This window comes from Citrobacter sp. RHBSTW-00944 (assembly GCF_013615435.1).
Taxonomy (GTDB): Bacteria; Pseudomonadota; Gammaproteobacteria; order Enterobacterales; family Enterobacteriaceae; genus Citrobacter; species Citrobacter braakii.
The window spans coordinates 3,331,593-3,348,302 of record NZ_CP055418.1 but is presented as its reverse complement, the minus strand read 5'-3'; the positions used below and the strand labels follow the sequence as shown (position 1 = coordinate 3,348,302).

At 51.8% G+C, this 16,710-nt stretch carries 15 protein-coding genes; 5 read left to right on the top strand and 10 right to left on the bottom strand.

Annotated features, from left to right (window positions below; genetic code table 11):
- Positions 1 to 157 precede the first annotated feature (157 nt).
- A complete protein-coding gene (gene rlmF / locus HV334_RS16150; RefSeq protein ID WP_047359435.1) occupies positions 158 to 1,084 on the top strand; it encodes a 23S rRNA (adenine(1618)-N(6))-methyltransferase RlmF in 927 nt (308 codons plus the stop codon).
- Here the strand turns inward: rlmF and ybiO are convergent.
- The 6 genes from ybiO to rhtA form a co-directional block, all read right to left on the bottom strand.
- A complete protein-coding gene (ybiO, locus tag HV334_RS16145) occupies positions 1,081 to 3,318 on the bottom strand; it encodes a mechanosensitive channel protein (protein ID WP_181220625.1) in 2,238 nt (745 codons plus the stop codon). The genes rlmF and ybiO overlap by 4 nt on opposite strands.
- A gap of 118 nt (positions 3,319 to 3,436) precedes the next feature.
- Positions 3,437 to 4,159: a glutamine ABC transporter ATP-binding protein GlnQ gene (glnQ, locus tag HV334_RS16140; RefSeq protein WP_003035246.1), complete on the bottom strand. Its 723-nt coding sequence runs from the start codon at positions 4,157 to 4,159 to the stop codon at positions 3,437 to 3,439.
- Positions 4,156 to 4,815 (bottom strand): glutamine ABC transporter permease GlnP, encoded by a 660-nt coding sequence (glnP, locus tag HV334_RS16135; RefSeq protein ID WP_003035248.1) that lies wholly within the window; start codon positions 4,813 to 4,815, stop codon positions 4,156 to 4,158. Before glnP ends, glnQ begins: the two co-directional genes overlap by 4 nt.
- A 107-nt stretch (positions 4,816 to 4,922) precedes the next feature.
- The gene (glnH, locus tag HV334_RS16130) at positions 4,923 to 5,669 is read right to left on the bottom strand and encodes a glutamine ABC transporter substrate-binding protein GlnH (RefSeq protein ID WP_016152370.1); all 747 of its coding nucleotides are present in this window, start codon (positions 5,667 to 5,669) and stop codon (positions 4,923 to 4,925) included.
- Positions 5,670 to 6,034: 365 nt separating this feature from the next.
- Positions 6,035 to 6,538: a DNA starvation/stationary phase protection protein Dps gene (gene dps / locus HV334_RS16125; protein ID WP_006685362.1), complete on the bottom strand. Its 504-nt coding sequence runs from the start codon at positions 6,536 to 6,538 to the stop codon at positions 6,035 to 6,037.
- Positions 6,539 to 6,841: 303 nt separating this feature from the next.
- Complete coding sequence (gene rhtA, locus HV334_RS16120; RefSeq protein WP_016156069.1) at positions 6,842 to 7,729, bottom strand: threonine/homoserine exporter RhtA; 888 nt, start codon at positions 7,727 to 7,729, stop codon at positions 6,842 to 6,844.
- Positions 7,730 to 8,140: 411 nt separating this feature from the next.
- On the opposite strand from rhtA, the gene ompX reads away from it, so the two are divergent.
- Complete coding sequence (ompX, locus tag HV334_RS16115; RefSeq protein ID WP_016152372.1) at positions 8,141 to 8,656, top strand: outer membrane protein OmpX; 516 nt, start codon at positions 8,141 to 8,143, stop codon at positions 8,654 to 8,656.
- A gap of 63 nt (positions 8,657 to 8,719) precedes the next feature.
- Here the strand turns inward: ompX and HV334_RS16110 are convergent, their stop codons facing one another.
- Together HV334_RS16110 and mntS are read right to left on the bottom strand one after the other, a co-directional pair.
- A complete protein-coding gene (locus HV334_RS16110; protein ID WP_181220624.1) occupies positions 8,720 to 10,306 on the bottom strand; it encodes a phosphoethanolamine transferase in 1,587 nt (528 codons plus the stop codon).
- Positions 10,307 to 10,582: 276 nt separating this feature from the next.
- Positions 10,583 to 10,711, bottom strand: a complete 129-nt coding sequence (gene mntS, locus HV334_RS16105) for a manganase accumulation protein MntS (protein WP_016152374.1) — start codon at positions 10,709 to 10,711, stop codon at positions 10,583 to 10,585.
- 186 nt (positions 10,712 to 10,897) lie between these two features.
- Between mntS and mntR the strand changes: the two genes are divergently transcribed.
- Positions 10,898 to 11,371 carry a manganese-binding transcriptional regulator MntR gene (mntR, locus tag HV334_RS16100; protein ID WP_003831586.1) on the top strand — a complete coding sequence of 158 codons (474 nt, stop codon included), beginning with the start codon at positions 10,898 to 10,900 and terminating at the stop codon, positions 11,369 to 11,371.
- The gene (locus HV334_RS16095; protein WP_181220623.1) at positions 11,368 to 12,477 is read left to right on the top strand and encodes an anion transporter; all 1,110 of its coding nucleotides are present in this window, start codon (positions 11,368 to 11,370) and stop codon (positions 12,475 to 12,477) included. The genes mntR and HV334_RS16095 overlap by 4 nt, the downstream gene beginning before the upstream one ends.
- Positions 12,478 to 12,557: 80 nt before the next feature.
- Here HV334_RS16095 and ldtB read toward each other — a convergent pair whose 3' ends face one another.
- Positions 12,558 to 13,478 carry a L,D-transpeptidase gene (gene ldtB / locus HV334_RS16090; protein WP_003035268.1) on the bottom strand — a complete coding sequence of 307 codons (921 nt, stop codon included), beginning with the start codon at positions 13,476 to 13,478 and terminating at the stop codon, positions 12,558 to 12,560.
- Positions 13,479 to 13,710: 232 nt separating this feature from the next.
- Between ldtB and HV334_RS16085 the strand changes: the two genes are divergently transcribed.
- Entirely contained in the window at positions 13,711 to 15,303 is a 1,593-nt protein-coding gene (locus tag HV334_RS16085) for an ABC-F family ATPase (protein ID WP_181220622.1), read from the top strand.
- Between the two features lie 143 nt (positions 15,304 to 15,446).
- On the opposite strand, the gene HV334_RS16080 is transcribed toward HV334_RS16085, so the two are convergent.
- Complete coding sequence (locus tag HV334_RS16080; protein ID WP_049282692.1) at positions 15,447 to 16,709, bottom strand: DUF1479 domain-containing protein; 1,263 nt, start codon at positions 16,707 to 16,709, stop codon at positions 15,447 to 15,449.
- Position 16,710: the final 1 nt, after the last annotated feature.

Sequence of the window (16,710 nt, the reverse complement as noted above, 5' to 3'; positions counted from 1 at the left end):
CGGATGACATTTACCGCAAAAAACTGGTGATGAGATGTCTGTTTTTTGAACAATCAGCAAGCCATCAAATAGGTATAAAAAAAGCAAATTTCCTTGCTGTGTGTTTACCGCGTGGCGTTATGCGGGTATCTTACGCCGCTGTTAAAAGGAGAATGCTATGCCCCCCCAGAAACCGGGATTACACCCACGCAACCGCCACAATGGCCGTTATGATCTTGCGACTTTATGCCAGGTTACACCCGAGTTGACGCAATTTCTCACCCTCACGCCTGGCGGCGAGCAGAGTGTTGATTTCGCGAATCCGCAGGCAGTGAAGGCGCTCAATAAAGCACTGCTGGCGCATTTTTATGCGGTGAAAAACTGGGATATTCCAGACGGTTTTCTGTGCCCGCCGGTTCCTGGTCGCGCTGACTACATTCACCATCTGGCCGACCTGTTAGGTGAAACCAGCGGAACCATTCCGGCAAATGCGAGCGTGCTGGACGTGGGAGTTGGGGCAAACTGTATTTATCCGCTGATCGGCGTGCATGAATACGGCTGGCGATTCACCGGCAGTGAGACCAGTAGCGAAGCGTTTAACAGCGCTCAGGCGATCGTAAATGCCAATCCGGGGTTAACTCGCGCAATTCGTCTGCGTCGCCAGAAAGATGCTACGGCAATCTTCAACGGTATCATTCACAAGAATGAGCAATATGAAGCCACATTGTGTAACCCGCCTTTCCATGATTCTGCGGCTTCAGCCCGCGCCGGAAGCGAGCGCAAACGTCGTAATCTGGGGCAGGATAAAGATGATGCGCTGAACTTTGGCGGGCAGCAGCAGGAGCTGTGGTGTGAAGGCGGTGAAGTGGCGTTCATCAAAAAAATGATCGCCGAAAGCCAGGCCTTTGGCCGTCAGGTGATGTGGTTCACCACGCTGGTTTCGCGCGGTGAGAATTTGCCTCCGCTGTACCATGCGTTAACGGATGCGGGCGCGGTGAAAGTGGTTAAGAAAGAGATGGCCCAGGGGCAAAAGCAGAGTCGCTTTATTGCCTGGACCTTTATGGATAACGATCAGCGTCGCCGTTTTATGGCGCGTAAACGCTAAAGCGTTGGCTCGGTTGGCGGCAGCGGTTCGCTTGCTGCCGACGCAGGGCCATTCACCGGTGCAGGCAAAACCTGATACGTCTGTACTGGCGCGCGTACGTTGGCCAGGTCGAAGTATTTCTTCACCTGGCTGTCGAGCGCGAAACGTACCGTCCACTGTTTCAGCGGTAATGTGGTAAATGAGACCCGTAGCGTGAAGGCCGTATTGGTTAACCCCACAATCCCGGCAAACGACGGCTCGCCAATAATCAGCCCGCGAATATCGTCCTGTTCCATCACTGCAGCCACAGCGTCTTTCAACGCCTGATTCGCTTTATCTGCATCCTCATGGCGGTCTACGTCGTAATTGGCGACGACCGATCCAATCCCGCGCACAAAGTTGGCGAAGGTCGTTATCGATGACCAGGGAATGATATGGTACGCCCCGGTGTCCTGACGGACGCCCACAGAGCGGATGGACATCCGTTCAACCGTACCGGTGAGTGGACCGATGGTCACCAGGTCGCCGGTGTTCATGCCATTTTCGAACTGAATAAAGATCCCGGTAATAATATCTTTTACCAGCGTTTGCGAGCCGAAAGAGATAGCCAGCCCCAGCGCCCCGGCCCCGGCCAGTAAGGGCGCGATATTGACGCCAATTTCGGATAGCACAATCATGATGGTGATCGTGCTGATGATCACCGCCAGCGCGTTGCGAAACAGCGTCAGCAGGGTGCGGGTACGAGCGCTGGGGAGCGGGCGGCCGTGAATATCGGAAGCCAGACGATTTTCAATCAGGCTGGCAAGGATCGTCCAGCCGATGGCGGAGAAGAATAAAATCAGCGCGATACGGATCAGGATATCCACCGTTTTTTCTCCTGCGCCGTAATGCAGCCAGTTCCAGAAGTCGAACAATCCCCAGGCATTCAGTAGCAGCATTATCGCGATGCACACCGTCAGGATCCTGGCTACGCTTAACGCCGTCGACAGCCAGCCATTCAGCCGCTTTTGTAGTTCCGGATAGCTGCGCTGGGTGTGTGGCGAAAGGGTAATAGTTTTGGCTATCCAGCGGGAAAACATGCCGGAAACAAAGGCGGCAATTCCAATGATTACCAGACTGCGCAGCGTAGCGCCCATCATGAATTTCAGGCTGTTGCCAGGATCAAACAGCGAGAAGAAAAACAGCACAATGAAGTAGGCGCTGGCCAGCCAATGCCATACCAGTGCAAAGGCGCGGATAAACAGGCTGAAAAACGCTAACGATCTTTCCGCCAGATTCAGCAAATGCTGCGTTATCTCTTTCTTGTTTCTGAAAATCAGGTACAGCGCCCATAGCGTGATACACAGCATGATGATGACGTTTGCCATCGCACCGACCTGCACGTTGACCTGATTCGAGATAATGGGAACGGCAACGATAAGTCCGTATCCAATCAGGCTGCTCAATGAACTTAAACGGCGATTCCAGTAGCGCGCACCGGCATCCTGAATGTTAAACGGGCGCAGTTCGGCCACCGTTGGGCAAAATATCAGGCGTAGAATGGCTTTGAAGAACTCAATCAACGCAAAGGCATTGAGAAACAGACTTTGCTGAAAGGCGATAGTGCGGCTACCGGCGTTCATTCTGTCGCTCAGTATCTGCCCGACAAACAAAGTCAGCGCCAGCAGAAGCAAATCGATAATGAATGCGCCGATGATCATCGTCGGAAGCTGGAGCCAGTTGCTGCGTTCGCGGTTTTTCCGTCGTGCCCATTGCCCCATTTTGCGATACAGCGGCAGCGCGCACAGGCGAAGCAGCCAGAAAAAACCGAACACTGACGCCGCCAGCATTAAAAAATGGGTCAGGGCATTGGTGAACGTTTGCGGGTTAAAGGTCTTGTGTGGTGCATCGGTAATATTGCGGTAAAGCTGAGCAAAGCGGCTGGAGAGCGCCTCACCGTAGTGGCGGGTGACATCCGTGACGTTTTCCAGCACCGTTTTTTCTTCCGTTAACGTGGGCGGAACCATGGTTGGCACCGGCTCGGCAGGGGGCGCTGTCGCCACTTTGCGTAACTGACCGATCAGTTCCTGGCGCGAGGCGTCATTTTCCAGCACATCAGCCAGTGCGCCGTAGGCCGCTTTCTTCTGTTCAACATCCGGCTCTTTCGCCGGCGCGGTTTGCGCGTTGGTTGACGTTGGCGTAGTGACGCCAGGTATCGTCACCGCCTGAGTCGGGAGACTCACCAGACAAACAAAGATGAACAGGATCCAGCGCATGACTCCTCCCATGAGAAAATAAATTCAAAAGGATAAGTATAGATGTCAGGGCGGGGGAGAAATGAAATGAGAGGATTCTGGTGAAAAACCTCCCTTCAGGCGAAGGGAGGGAGAGCTATCAGGAAACGTGCTGCAAGAATTCCTGTAAACGTTGGCTGGGCGGATTTTCAATCAGGGCCTGCGGATTACCGTCTTCGGCAATACGTCCTTTATCGATGAAAATCAGGCGTGAAGCCACTTTTTCGGCAAAGCCGATTTCGTGGGTCACAATCACCATGGTCATCCCTTCCTCCGCCAGATCCTGCATAACTTTCAGAACTTCGTGGCGCAGTTCCGGGTCCAGCGCTGAGGTTGGCTCATCAAACAGCATCATTTTCGGCTTCACCGCCAGCGCACGGGCGATCGCCACACGCTGCTGTTGACCACCAGACAGCTCAGAAGGGTAGTGATGCGCACGCTCGGCCAGACCTACTTTCGCCAGCAGCTCTTTAGCCAGTTTCTCGGCCTGTTCTTTATTCGCTCCGCGTACGCGCTGCGGTCCGAACATGACGTTTTCCAGCGCCGTCAGATGCGGGAACAGGTAGAACTGCTGAAACACCATCCCGGCTTCCTGGCGGATTAACCGCTCGTCTACCTTTGGATCGTTTACCTTCAGACCATCGACGATCAGATCGCCAGAGGTTATCTCTTCCAGTTTGTTAATGCAGCGCAGCAGGGTTGATTTACCGGACCCGGATGGTCCGATAATTACCACCACTTCGCCCTGCTGAATGTTCAGGTCAATATTGTGCAGCACCTGGGTTGGGCCAAAGTGCTTAGAAACGTTTTTAAATTCAATCACAGGATTTTCATCCTTCTTTCCAGACGACGCAGAATGAAGCTCAGCACCAGCGTAATGATCAGATAGAACACCGCAACGGCGCTCCAGATTTCCAGTGCGCGGAAGTTACCGGCAATGATTTCCTGGCCCTGACGGGTCAGTTCAGCTACGCCAATGACAATAAACAGCGAGGTATCTTTAATGCTGATGATCCACTGGTTGCCCAGCGGTGGCAGCATACGACGCAGCGCGAGAGGTAAAATAACGTGGCGGATAGTCTCTGTACGTGAAAGCCCAAGCGCCAGTCCGGCTTCGCTGAATCCTTTATGGATTGAGAGCACCGCGCCGCGGGTGATTTCCGCAATATAGGCGCCGGAGTTGATCATGATGGTGACAACGGCGGCGCTAAAGGGATCAATGCGTAAATCGTTAAATGCCATTGGGAGGGCAAAGTAAATAAACATCACCTGCACAACGATTGGCGTACCGCGAATGACTTCGATAAACACCAGCGCTACGTGATTGGCTATCCAACCGCCGAAAGTACGCGCAAACCCTGCTGCAAGCCCGATTATCAGACCGCCTGCCAGACCGAGGACCGAGATCCACAGGGTCATTTTGGCGCCTTCAATCAAAAGCGGGATGGCGGGCCAGATGGCACTCCAGTCAAACTGCATATTTCGTTCCTGTTACCGTGGTGAGAAAAGTAATGAGCCATAACACGATGACTCAAAATTGCATGCCCGGCGGCGCTGGCGCTACCGGGCGTTACAGAACGTTCTTGTTATTTAGGTTCGGTACCGAACCATTTTTTGTAGATTTCGTTGTATGTGCCGTTCTCTTTCAGCGTTTTCAGCGCGCCGTTCACTTTCTCACGCAGTTCATCGCTGCCTTTCGGGAAGGCGATACCGTACTGCTGGGCTTCCAGGGATTCGCCTACTGCTTTGAACTGACCGTTGCCAGCGGTTTTGATGAAGTAAAGAATGTTTGGCGTGTCGTGCAGCACGGCGTCTGCGCGGTTGGTGCCCAGTTCCATATATGCGTTATCGATATTCGGGAACTGACGCAGATCTTTGGTTTTGATGTTAGCTTTCGCGTAATCAACGGAACCCGTGCCGCTCTTCACAGCGACGACTTTACCATCCAGATCTTTCACGCTTTTCACGTCGTTATTATTCGCTTTGACCATCACTAACAGACCGCTTTTGTAGTAGCCGTCAGAGAAGTCGATCGCTTTCTTACGCTCATCAGTGATGGTGATACCCGCCAGCGCCAGGTCGATATTCTTGGTTTGCAGAGCCGGGATGATGCCGCTGAAATCCATTGGTTTCAGTTCATAATCCAGCTTCAGTTCTTTGGCCACGGCAGCCCACAGATCCACATCAAAACCAACGTATTTGTCACCCTGTTTGAATTCGAACGGTACAAATGCGGTGTCGGTTGCGACAACCAGTTTCTTATCTGCGGCATGGGAGGACACCGCAAAAGCCAGGGTAAGTGCAGCCAGTGAGACTTTTAATACAGACTTCATAGGATTTCCTTTTATATCCACGGGGCGATCCCCTGCGAGAACATATGGCTTAATGAAAAAATCGTGCCAGTTTTGCAACTCATTGTTTTAACAAGAGGGTGTCTCGTTTCTCTGCACAATAAGTAGGGCAAAGCGGGTAATCTGCACTGTTTTGGGGCACTCATTTGGTGCGTACCTGACACGGTGCAAACGGTATGACTATTTAGCGTAAAAATTGTTGATAAAACAATCTTTCGTTAACGATTGTGTGAAGTGATTATTACAAATAATTTACTTTGGAGTGACGAACGATCAATGTCATGCACCATAGATGTGCAAAACCCCCGCCAGGGCGAGGGTTATATAGGTAATTCTTATGTCTGCTGTTATTCAATGTTGGCTTCGATAAACCACAGGAATTTGTCGAGGTCGCGTGAAGCGGCGGTGAAGATATCTGCTGTATCTTCGTCTTTTGCTTCGCTAATGGCTTTACGGACGCTGTTAGCGACGACGGCATAACGATCGGCCAGCTCTTTTAAGTGGTCCTGTACGCTATGGATATCCAGCGGATAGCTTTTCAGAGGCGTTTTGCTGTTAATAACCTGGGTGGTACCCAATGCCACACCGCCTAACTGTACGGCGCGCTCAGCCATGGTATCGAGGTGGTCGGTCAGGGCAGTACGGAAGCCATCGAGCATTTCATGCACAGCAATGAAGTTCGCGCCGCGCATGTTCCAGTGAGCCTGTTTGGTGATCAAAGACAGGTCGATGAACTGGATCACTTGCTGATTCAGCAGCTCTACGGTCGCTTTCTTTTCGCTATCTGTTACATCGTTGCGGGTATAAAGGAGGGCAGATGCTTTTGTTTTTACCAGTTTTGCGGTACTCATATTTTCATATCCTCTTGATAATTATGTCCCAGCTCTTCAACGGGAATAAGTATAGCGTGAATTTTGGATTTATTTTTCTGGTGTTACCTATCACTTTAATAGCGAAGAGAGGGGTGGGCATGAAATAACCAATAAAATCATATAGATATGATGGTTGCTAATGGAGGTGTGTTATTTTTATGTTAATGTAAAAATTTCAAGAAATATGTAGATGAGAAAATTATATTTATTAGAATAATTATCACGCAGATTTACAATTGAATATTCTGCATGATTATGCAAACCATGCAGAATATTAAGTGGTTAATTCACGTCAACTTGCTTAATTTGTGGTTCTTTGCGAATAGTGAGCGTCGAACCCATTGATGCGACAATAATGGCGCCCAGAGCGAGCGTTTGGACAAGCGTCAGCGTTTCACCGAGGAAGATCATTCCTGAAACCGCAGCCAGTGCGGGTTCCATACTCATCAGAGTACCAAAAGTGCGTGTTGGCAGCCGCGTCAACGCAATCATCTCCAGCGAGTAGGGAAGCGCAGTGGAGAGGACCGCAATGGCCAGGCCTAACGGCAGAATGGACCAGTGCCACAAGGCATCCCCAGCCTGGAGCGCGCCGATGGGTACAAAAATCAGCGCCGCAATTAATGACCCTACCGCAACGGTCGCCGGACCATGTTCCGCGCCGGCACGCTGCCCGGTAAGAATATAGATTGCCCAGCAGGCGCCAGCGCCCAGCGCCAGCGCAGCACCGGTTAAATCCACGTGAGAAACGTCCTGACCTAACGGCAGCAGGAACCAAAGCCCGAGTACAGCCAGTGCAACCCAAATGAAATCCACCGGACGTCGGGATGAAAACAGCGCTACCGCGAGCGGGCCGGTGAATTCCAGCGCTACGGCAATTCCCAGCGGGACGGTCTGGATTGACAGGTAGAAGAGATAGTTCATCCCGCCCAGAGACAGACCATAAAACAGTAGCGGCAGGCGCTGTTCTTTGGCGAATCGCAAACGCCAGGGTTTAAAGAAGGCAATAAGGATGAGGGTGCCCAGCGCAAGGCGCAATGCGGTAACGCCCGGCGCACCGACGAGTGGGAATAGCGATTTTGCCAGAGATGCTCCGCTTTGAATGGAGGACATAGCAATAAGCAAAACCAAAATAGGCAACCAGACTGGCGCTTTACGTGACGACCCCGGCATCCTTTCTCCTGTCAAATGATAATTACACGCCTTCATCTGCGCGACGTTGCAAACTTGCTACGACACGGATGACGTGATGTATAGAAAAGTAAAACAGCGAGTGTAATGGAAATACGCACCGCTGGTTGAGTATTCGTTGAAAAAAAAATTGCTCAGTTCCGTACAATGGCATGAAAGTGATGGATTAATAATCTGTGTGATTAGGAATATTCTGGATGAATGTGCCATATTGTGCGCGCAATAATGGCATTTTAGGTTAGAAAAGTGATGTTAATTGAAAGAGATAGCGGGTTTCTGAAACGTTCTGTTACATGAAAGACCCCGTTAGACATCGCGAATCGCAAAGAGTTTCCCATCAATTTTTGGTATATTTAAAACTTAGGATTTACTTGAAGCACATTTGAGGTGGTTATGAAAAAAATTGCATGTCTTTCAGCACTGGCCGCTGTTCTGGCTTTCTCCGCAGGTACTGCTGTAGCTGCGACTTCTACCGTTACCGGTGGTTACGCTCAGAGCGATGCTCAGGGCGCAGCGAACAAAATGAACGGTTTTAACCTGAAGTATCGCTACGAGCAGGACAGCAACCCGCTGGGTGTTATCGGTTCCTTCACTTACACTGAAAAAGATCGTACCGATGCGTCTGGCGACTACAACAAAACCCAGTACTACGGCATCACTGCTGGCCCGGCTTACCGTCTGAACGACTGGGCAAGCATCTACGGTGTAGTGGGTGTTGGCTACGGTAAATTCCAGAACGCAGCATCCCCGGCTGATAACCACACCACCAGTGACTACGGTTTCTCTTACGGTGCTGGTCTGCAGTTCAACCCGATCGAAAACGTTGCTCTGGACTTCTCCTACGAGCAGAGCCGTATTCGTAGCGTTGACGTTGGCACCTGGATCGCTGGCGTGGGTTACCGCTTCTAATCACTTCGGTGATACAAAAAATCCGCCTCTCGGGGCGGATTTTTTTTGTGCGCAACTCAGAGATTAACGAGATTTGGTCTCAAAGATGTCGGTACCCAGATGGTTGTAGTCCACCTTCTGCAATTTGAAGTTGGTGATGTACACCGGGCCAGCCTTTTTCTCTGAAATAAAGCGATAGCTGTTGGTGATTTCCTTCGCGCTTATCCCCGTCCACTGCGAGAAAAAGCTGAGGAAATCATTGGCGGAGCGACGGGCTTTAATCACCCGGTGCGCTTTATCATCGCTCGACAGCACCATAAATGGTACCTGGAAATTCTGCTGGAACTGATCGTCATGCGCCAGGTACTGCACCTCTTTCCCCCGCTCTTTAAACGCGAGGCCATGATCGGAGAAATAGACCATCGAGAAGCTGTTACCGCTGTTACGTAACTGATCGTAAAGCTGGCGCAGCAGGTCATCCGTCTGCGTCATGGTGTACAGATAGCAAGATGTCTCTTTTGACTGGACGAAAGTCTCGTATTTACCCTGCGTCCGGTCGCAGGCCTGCGGATGCGAGCCCATTAAATGCAGCACGATAAGCTGTGGCTGAGTGCGCTCGGTTGCCAGCACCTGGGCGGTCATCTTCAACAACGCTTCGTCACGGGTATTTTTATCCGCTTCGAAATCACCGCTTTTGAGGAACTGAACTTCATCAGCTCGCTTCGCAATGCTGGCGATGGCCGTATCGTATTCACCAATCTGTCCCTGATTGGAGAACCACCACGTCTGGAATCCCGCGCGGTTGGCCAGAGTGACAAAGTTATCCTGGAACTGGGGTTTATTGTCGACCACTCGATTCAGCGTCAGGCCGAGTGATTTTTGTGTCGAACCGCTTGCCGCGATGTAATCCGCGAAGATGTAGCCGTTAACGGAACTGGCAAACGGCGTGTTATCCCAGTGACCACCAAAAGCGCCTAACGCATCGCGGCGGGCGCTTTCGCCGATGACCACCACGTAGGTATGATACTTCGGCTTCACGGCGGTTACCGTCCAGCTGTCTTTCACGCTCGCCAGCTTCGCCATACGCTCTTGTTCGTCGAGCACTTCGTTGTTATTAACGATAACGTCCTTGGCAAAGCGGAAAACCGGATAGCCGGTGTCTTTCAGCTTGAACACGCCGCCCCAGGCCAGGTTTTGCACCGGGGTTACAAAGAACGCGACTATGCTGAACAGCAAACAAATGCTGTCGAACTTGTTCCAGCTACGCTGCTGCACCTCTTTTTTACGGCGTACGGCGATAACACCGAGGGCGAAAATAAACACCCCAACCAGATAACTGTACCAGGGGAAGATGGTCAGGATTTCAGTAGACTCTTCCATATTGGTTGAGTGCAGCGCCAGCAAGGTATTGAAGTTCGGCGAACCGTAAGCCTGGCCAAACGGGAAGTACATTGCCGCTATCAGCGAGCAAATGCCAATCAGCACTTTCTGCGCACGCGGCACGCTGCGCCACAGCAGCATCAATATACAGGTGAAAGCAACGCTATAGAGCAGGCTAAGCGGATAGCCCAGCGCAAGGTTGATCAGCAGAGACTGTAAGAAATAGAGGCCAGTCCACGGACTAATCGCCCGGCTACGAGCAATGATTGAATCTTTGAGGGTTAAATTCATATGCCACTGTTACAAAAACGCCATGTGCTTACCCTGGCGCTAAGGGTCATTGCCTGCCTGAGAGAGCGAGAAGGGGGATAGGGTCCGCATCCGCGAGCCGCAATATATGCAGGGCTGCGAAAAGATAGAGTGTGTGCAAGAGAAGGTCAACTACTACTAAGAAATTGTTTTGCGAGGGGCGTGGCAAAACTGACAAAAAGAAGGGTTATTGGCACGAAAACGATCACCGTATCCGAGTTACGGCAGGAAAATGAAGCGGCGTGCCGCGACGCCGCATTATTTATCTGCAGGTTTATCCTGCTCTGGTTTGCTGTTAATCATGTCGCACAGCATAGAGATCAGCATTAACCGTACTTTAAAGGGAGAGTGGCTAAACACGCGTATACACCTCTTAAATTCATTCATATAAACCTCCTGACTTCACGATCCCATCAGTCCTTGAGGGATGTCTTTATTATATACAGATATAGCACAGGCTATATTATATAGCTATTGCTAAAACGTTAATTTTTTGTGCCCACGCAACTCTGGTTTACAATGAGCGTTCTCTAATCAGATGCCGTTAACGCGTCACAGTAACGAGGAAGCAGAATGAGTCGTCGCGCAGGTATGCCAACAACAAAAAAAGTGACGCAATTGGTGAATGTCGAAGAACACGTTGAAGGATTTCGTCAGGTCCGGGAGGCACATCGCCGTGAGCTGATTGATGACTACGTAGAGCTGATTTCCGATCTCATTATTGAGGTGGGTGAAGCGCGCCAGGTAGATATGGCAGCACGGCTTGGGGTTTCCCAGCCGACGGTTGCTAAAATGCTTAAGCGTCTTGCTTCAGTTGGGTTGATTGAAATGATCCCCTGGCGGGGCGTGTTTTTAACCGCAGAAGGTGAGCGACTGGCTCAGGAGAGTCGGGAGCGTCACCAGATTGTGGAGAATTTCCTGCTGATGTTAGGTATCAGCCCGGAAATTGCCCGTCGCGACGCGGAGGGAATGGAGCATCACGTCAGTAAGGAAACGCTGGAGGCTTTTAGCCGGTTTACGCAACAGCAAGGCACAGGCTCTGAATGAGTTTTCCTTTACTACGCGCCTTACAGCGCGATCGCTTTTTTCAGCTGTTAATCATCGTCGGGGTTGTACTGAGCCTGTTCGTGCCGTTTACGCCAAGGTCGTGGCCGGGGGCGATAGACTGGCACACGATCATTACGCTTAGCGGCCTGATGTTACTGACCAAAGGCGTGGAGCTAAGCGGTTACTTCGATGTGTTAGGGCGCAAGATGACCCGGCGCTTTAACACCGAACGTCAATTGGCGATATTTATGGTGCTGGCGGCGGCCCTGCTGTCGACGTTTCTGACCAACGATGTTGCGCTGTTTATTGTTGTTCCGCTGACGATCACCCTGAAAAAATTGTGTGCCATTCCTGTAAATCGCCTGATTATCTTTGAGGCGCTGGCGGTAAACGCCGGATCGTTGCTCACGCCAATTGGTAATCCGCAAAACATTCTGATGTGGGGACGCTCCGGCTTATCGTTTACCGCGTTTACCTGGCAGATGGCGCCGCTTGCGGGGACCATGATGCTGATGCTGGTGGTGCTGTGCTGGTTCAGTTTCCCGTATAAAGCATTGCATTATCATACCGGTACGCGCGCGCCTGACTGGCAACCGCGCCTGGTGTGGAGCTGTCTGGGGCTGTATATCATTTTCCTGGCGGCACTAGAGTTAAAACAAGAGCTGTGGGGCCTGGCGATCGTCGCGGCAGGATTCATGGTGCTGGCTCGCCGCGTGATCCTCAGCGTGGATTGGACGCTGCTGTTGGTGTTTATGGCGATGTTCATTGATGTGCACTTGCTGACGCAACTCCCGGCCTTGCAGGAGATTACCCACCAGATTGGCACGCTTTCAGCGCTGGGGCTTTGGTTGACGGCCATTGGCCTGTCGCAGTTTATCAGTAATGTTCCCAGCACGATTTTGCTGCTGAACTACGTCCCGCCAACGCTGCTGCTGGCCTGGGCGGTCAATGTGGGCGGTTTTGGGTTGTTGCCGGGATCGCTGGCGAATCTTATTGCTTTACGGATGGCAAACGATCGAAGGATCTGGTGGCGTTTTCATTGGTATTCGGTGCCGATGCTGATATGGGCGGCGCTGGTAGGGTATGGTTTATTGCAGGTGATGTGAGGATTGTGCCCGATGGGGCTGGCGCTTATCGGGCCTACAGGTTAAGTAGGCCCGATAAGGCGAAAGGGCAGTTTTGATGCTTAGTTCAGACGAACCGGCATACCTGAACGGTTCTGTACCGCCTGCTCAACGACGGCCTGATCGACGTCAGACTGACCGGTGATGCTGGTAATGCTCTTGTTCAGCGTAATCGGTACGATTTCCCCGCCTTCGAACTGTGCTTCAGTGGTAGACAGTGGGTTGTGTACCTCGATGTAACGGCTGCCGTCTGGTTCAGTCGTGGCTTTTACCGGCTCATCGATAAACTGTACGCGGGTGCCGACCGGCACATTTTCAAACAGGAATTTGATGTCGTCGTTACGCAGACGCACGCAACCGTGGCTGACGCGTAAGCCGACGCCGAAGTTAGCATTGGTGCCGTGGATGGCGTACAGGCGACCGATATACAGCGCGTACAGGCCCATCGGGTTATCCGGACCTGCCGGAACAACAGCTGGCAGCGGTTCGCCCGCAGCGCGGTATTCCGCATGCATTTTTGCCGTTGGCGTCCAGGTCGGGCCCGCTTTTTTACGTTCTACTTTGGTGGTCCAGTTGATTGGCGTGTCTTTGCCCAACTGACCAATACCGATCGGCAGAACAATAACGGTGTTGGTGCCTTTCGGGTAGTAGTACAGACGCATTTCAGCGCTGTTAATAACAATACCTTCATGCACGGTATCCGGCAGGATCAATTGCTGAGGTATGTTCAGTACGGTACCGCCCTTCGGCAGGAAGGTATCCACGCCCGGGTTGGCTTCCAGCATATTAGACAGACCCATCTGATACTCCGCCGCAAAATACTCCAGCGGTTGGGTGTTGCCTTCAGGAATAGTGATGACCTGGTTTTGGCCGATCAAACGGCTGCCATCGGTAGGCAGCGGGTACGTGACGGCAGAAGCGGTGTTACAAAAACCAACTATTGCGAGTGCCGCCGCGAAAAGCGTTGTTAATTTCATATTCATGTTCATGTATGCGAGATTCAGTGCCAGGCAGGCTAGTGGGTTGAGATTTATGTAGTGTTGGGCACGCATTATATGTGCAATCTGAGCAACAAGGAATTCGGATGTGTACTAAATCACATTTTTTTCCTTTTGCTTTCACTTTATCCCTTCAGCATCAAGGCGCGATCTTATTGCAGACTTATGGCATAATAAGCGGTTCGTCACATATTTCTTTCTCTTTCAGGATACGCCAGTGTTAGTTTCCAGCAACGTCACCATGCAGTTCGGCAGCAAGCCGCTGTTTGAAAATATTTCCGTCAAATTTGGCGGCGGCAACCGTTACGGCCTGATTGGCGCGAACGGTAGCGGTAAATCCACTTTTATGAAAATTCTCGGCGGCGACCTCGAACCGACGCTGGGCAACGTTTCCCTCGATCCGAACGAGCGCATTGGTAAGCTGCGTCAGGATCAGTTCGCCTTTGAAGAGTTCACCGTGCTTGACACCGTGATCATGGGTCACGGTGAACTGTGGGAAGTAAAGCAGGAGCGCGATCGCATTTACGCCCTGGCCGAAATGAGCGAAGAAGACGGCTATAAAGTTGCTGACCTTGAAGTTCTGTATGGCGAAATGGACGGCTACTCTGCGGAAGCGCGTGCGGGTGAACTGCTGCTGGGCGTAGGTATTCCGGTAGAACAGCATTATGGCCCGATGAGCGAAGTCGCCCCCGGCTGGAAGCTGCGTGTGCTTCTGGCACAGGCGCTGTTCTCTAACCCCGACATTCTGCTGCTCGACGAACCAACGAACAACCTGGATATCGACACCATCCGCTGGCTGGAGCAGACGCTGAACGAGCGTGACAGCACCATGATCATCATTTCGCACGACCGTCACTTCCTGAACATGGTCTGTACGCACATGGCGGATCTGGACTACGGCGAACTGCGTGTTTATCCGGGTAACTACGACGAATATATGACGGCGGCAACTCAGGCGCGTGAACGTCTGCTGGCCGATAACGCCAAGAAGAAAGCGCAGATTGCCGATCTGCAATCCTTCGTCAGCCGCTTTAGCGCCAACGCATCTAAATCTCGTCAGGCGACTTCTCGTGCGCGTCAGATTGATAAGATCAAGCTTGACGAAGTGAAGGCGTCCAGCCGTCAGAACCCGTTCATCCGCTTCGAACAGGATAAGAAACTGTTCCGTAACGCGCTGGAAGTGGAAGCGCTGACGAAAGGGTTTGATGAAGGTCCGTTGTTTAAAAACTTTAACCTGTTGCTGGAAGTCGGTGAGAAAATTGCCATTCTGGGTGCCAACGGCGTGGGTAAATCAACCATGCTGAAAACGCTGGTCGGCGAATTACAGCCGGATAACGGTACTGTGAAATGGTCTGAAAACGCCCTGGTTGGTTACTACGCGCAGGATCACGAGTACGAATTCGAAAACGATCTGACGGTCTTCGAGTGGATGAGTCAGTGGAAACAGGAAGGCGATGATGAGCAGGTAGTACGTAGCTTCCTTGGTCGCTTGCTGTTCAGCCAGGACGATATCAAGAAACCTGCTAAAGTGCTGTCCGGTGGTGAAAAAGGACGCATGCTGTTCGGTAAGCTGATGATGCAGAAACCGAATATTCTGGTAATGGATGAACCGACCAACCACCTGGATATGGAATCTATCGAATCGCTGAACATGGCGCTGGAAATGTACCAGGGCACGCTGATCTTCGTTTCTCACGACCGTGAGTTCGTCAGTTCGTTGGCAACCCGCGTGATTGAAATTACGCCGGAACGCGTAATCGACTTCACCGGTAACTACGAAGATTACCTGCGTAGCAAGGGCGTCGAATAATTTTCCCGTCGTCTTTCGTGTTACAGGTGTGTTGGCTGCACCTGTACACCCCGGTCACTTACTTGTGTAAGCTTGTGGGGATTTACAGGCTGGCCGCCTTCCTGTAACGCGAAATACTTAGGGAAACTTGTGTAAGTTACAAATTAAATAATCCCCAGCGCACGCTTGCCATGGATATTCAAATCATCCAGCGTGAAGCGTCCTTCCCAGTGAGTTTCATAATCCTCGCGTGGGAAATCACCCGGCGATACGCCTTTTTCCAGCGCGGCCTTCACTTTATGGGCGTAGGCCAGATTCTTTTCGCACATCGGTGCGGCAGGGATGTACATCACGTTGCCCCAACCCTGCTGATTTTCTACCGGTGCGACGGAGTGGATCACATCACAATGCCACCATACGGAGTCTCCGGCGTCCAGTTGCGGAATGCTGGTTAACGCTTCAATCAGCAGCGGATGCCATTGCGCAGAAATCGGCAGAACTCTGCCGGGTGCTACGCCGCAAAGTTCATCTTCCGGCACATCGTCAAGCAATGGACGTAACAGTACCCAGGCCATCGCTTCAGGGATAGGGACCACGTGCAACAACCCCTGACCTGGCAGCATATCAGAGAGTGCAGTCCAGCCCTGGAAGGTGCGGAATACTGAACATTTGGTGGTGTTATCCACCGTGTACTCTTCTACTTCAGTGCGATGCGCGGCCTGCCACGGGTCGTAATCTTCCAGCTTACCATTGAAAACATTAGCAAAGACCTGCTGATATGCCGGCAGAAGCCAGCGTTCCAGCGCACCGGAATCCGTATGCGCGCCCAGCCCTTTGGACGTCGTTCCCGGTGGACGACGGCGTATGCGGTCGGGGTAGATAACGCTGACATCCGGGTTAAACCATTGCTTACCTTCGCCTGCAAATGTCCAAAGACGGTTGAGAAATGACTGCGCATTTGCCATTTCTTCACTCTGACGGGCCTGCATCTGCGCCTGGGACCAGTAGATGGGGTAGATTTCAGGTCGCGACGCGCTCAGGGTACCAAAGAAATTATCGCCCGGTCCTTGGTAAACGTCGTCAAAATGGTTGCGGTCCAGATAGTCCAGCATTGACCTATCCCAATCGAGGGCTTGTTCGCGAGAGAAATGGCCTTTAATGACCGCGCATCCGCGACGCTTAATTTCTTCACGCTGCTCAGCACTCACGCGACCTGCCTTGATATCCGCATAGGACAACACAGGCCATACTGGAGAGCCTTGCGCTTTGAGGTCGTTGATTTCCGCCACGCGATTAGCAATGGCCTCGCTCAACTGATTGAAAATCGACTGAACATCTCCAAGCTGTTCACGCAATTGCTTTTTCATCTGCCGGATTGCCGCTTTGTGATCGGTGGGCAACGTGTCGCTGGTAAAAGTAAAAGCCATA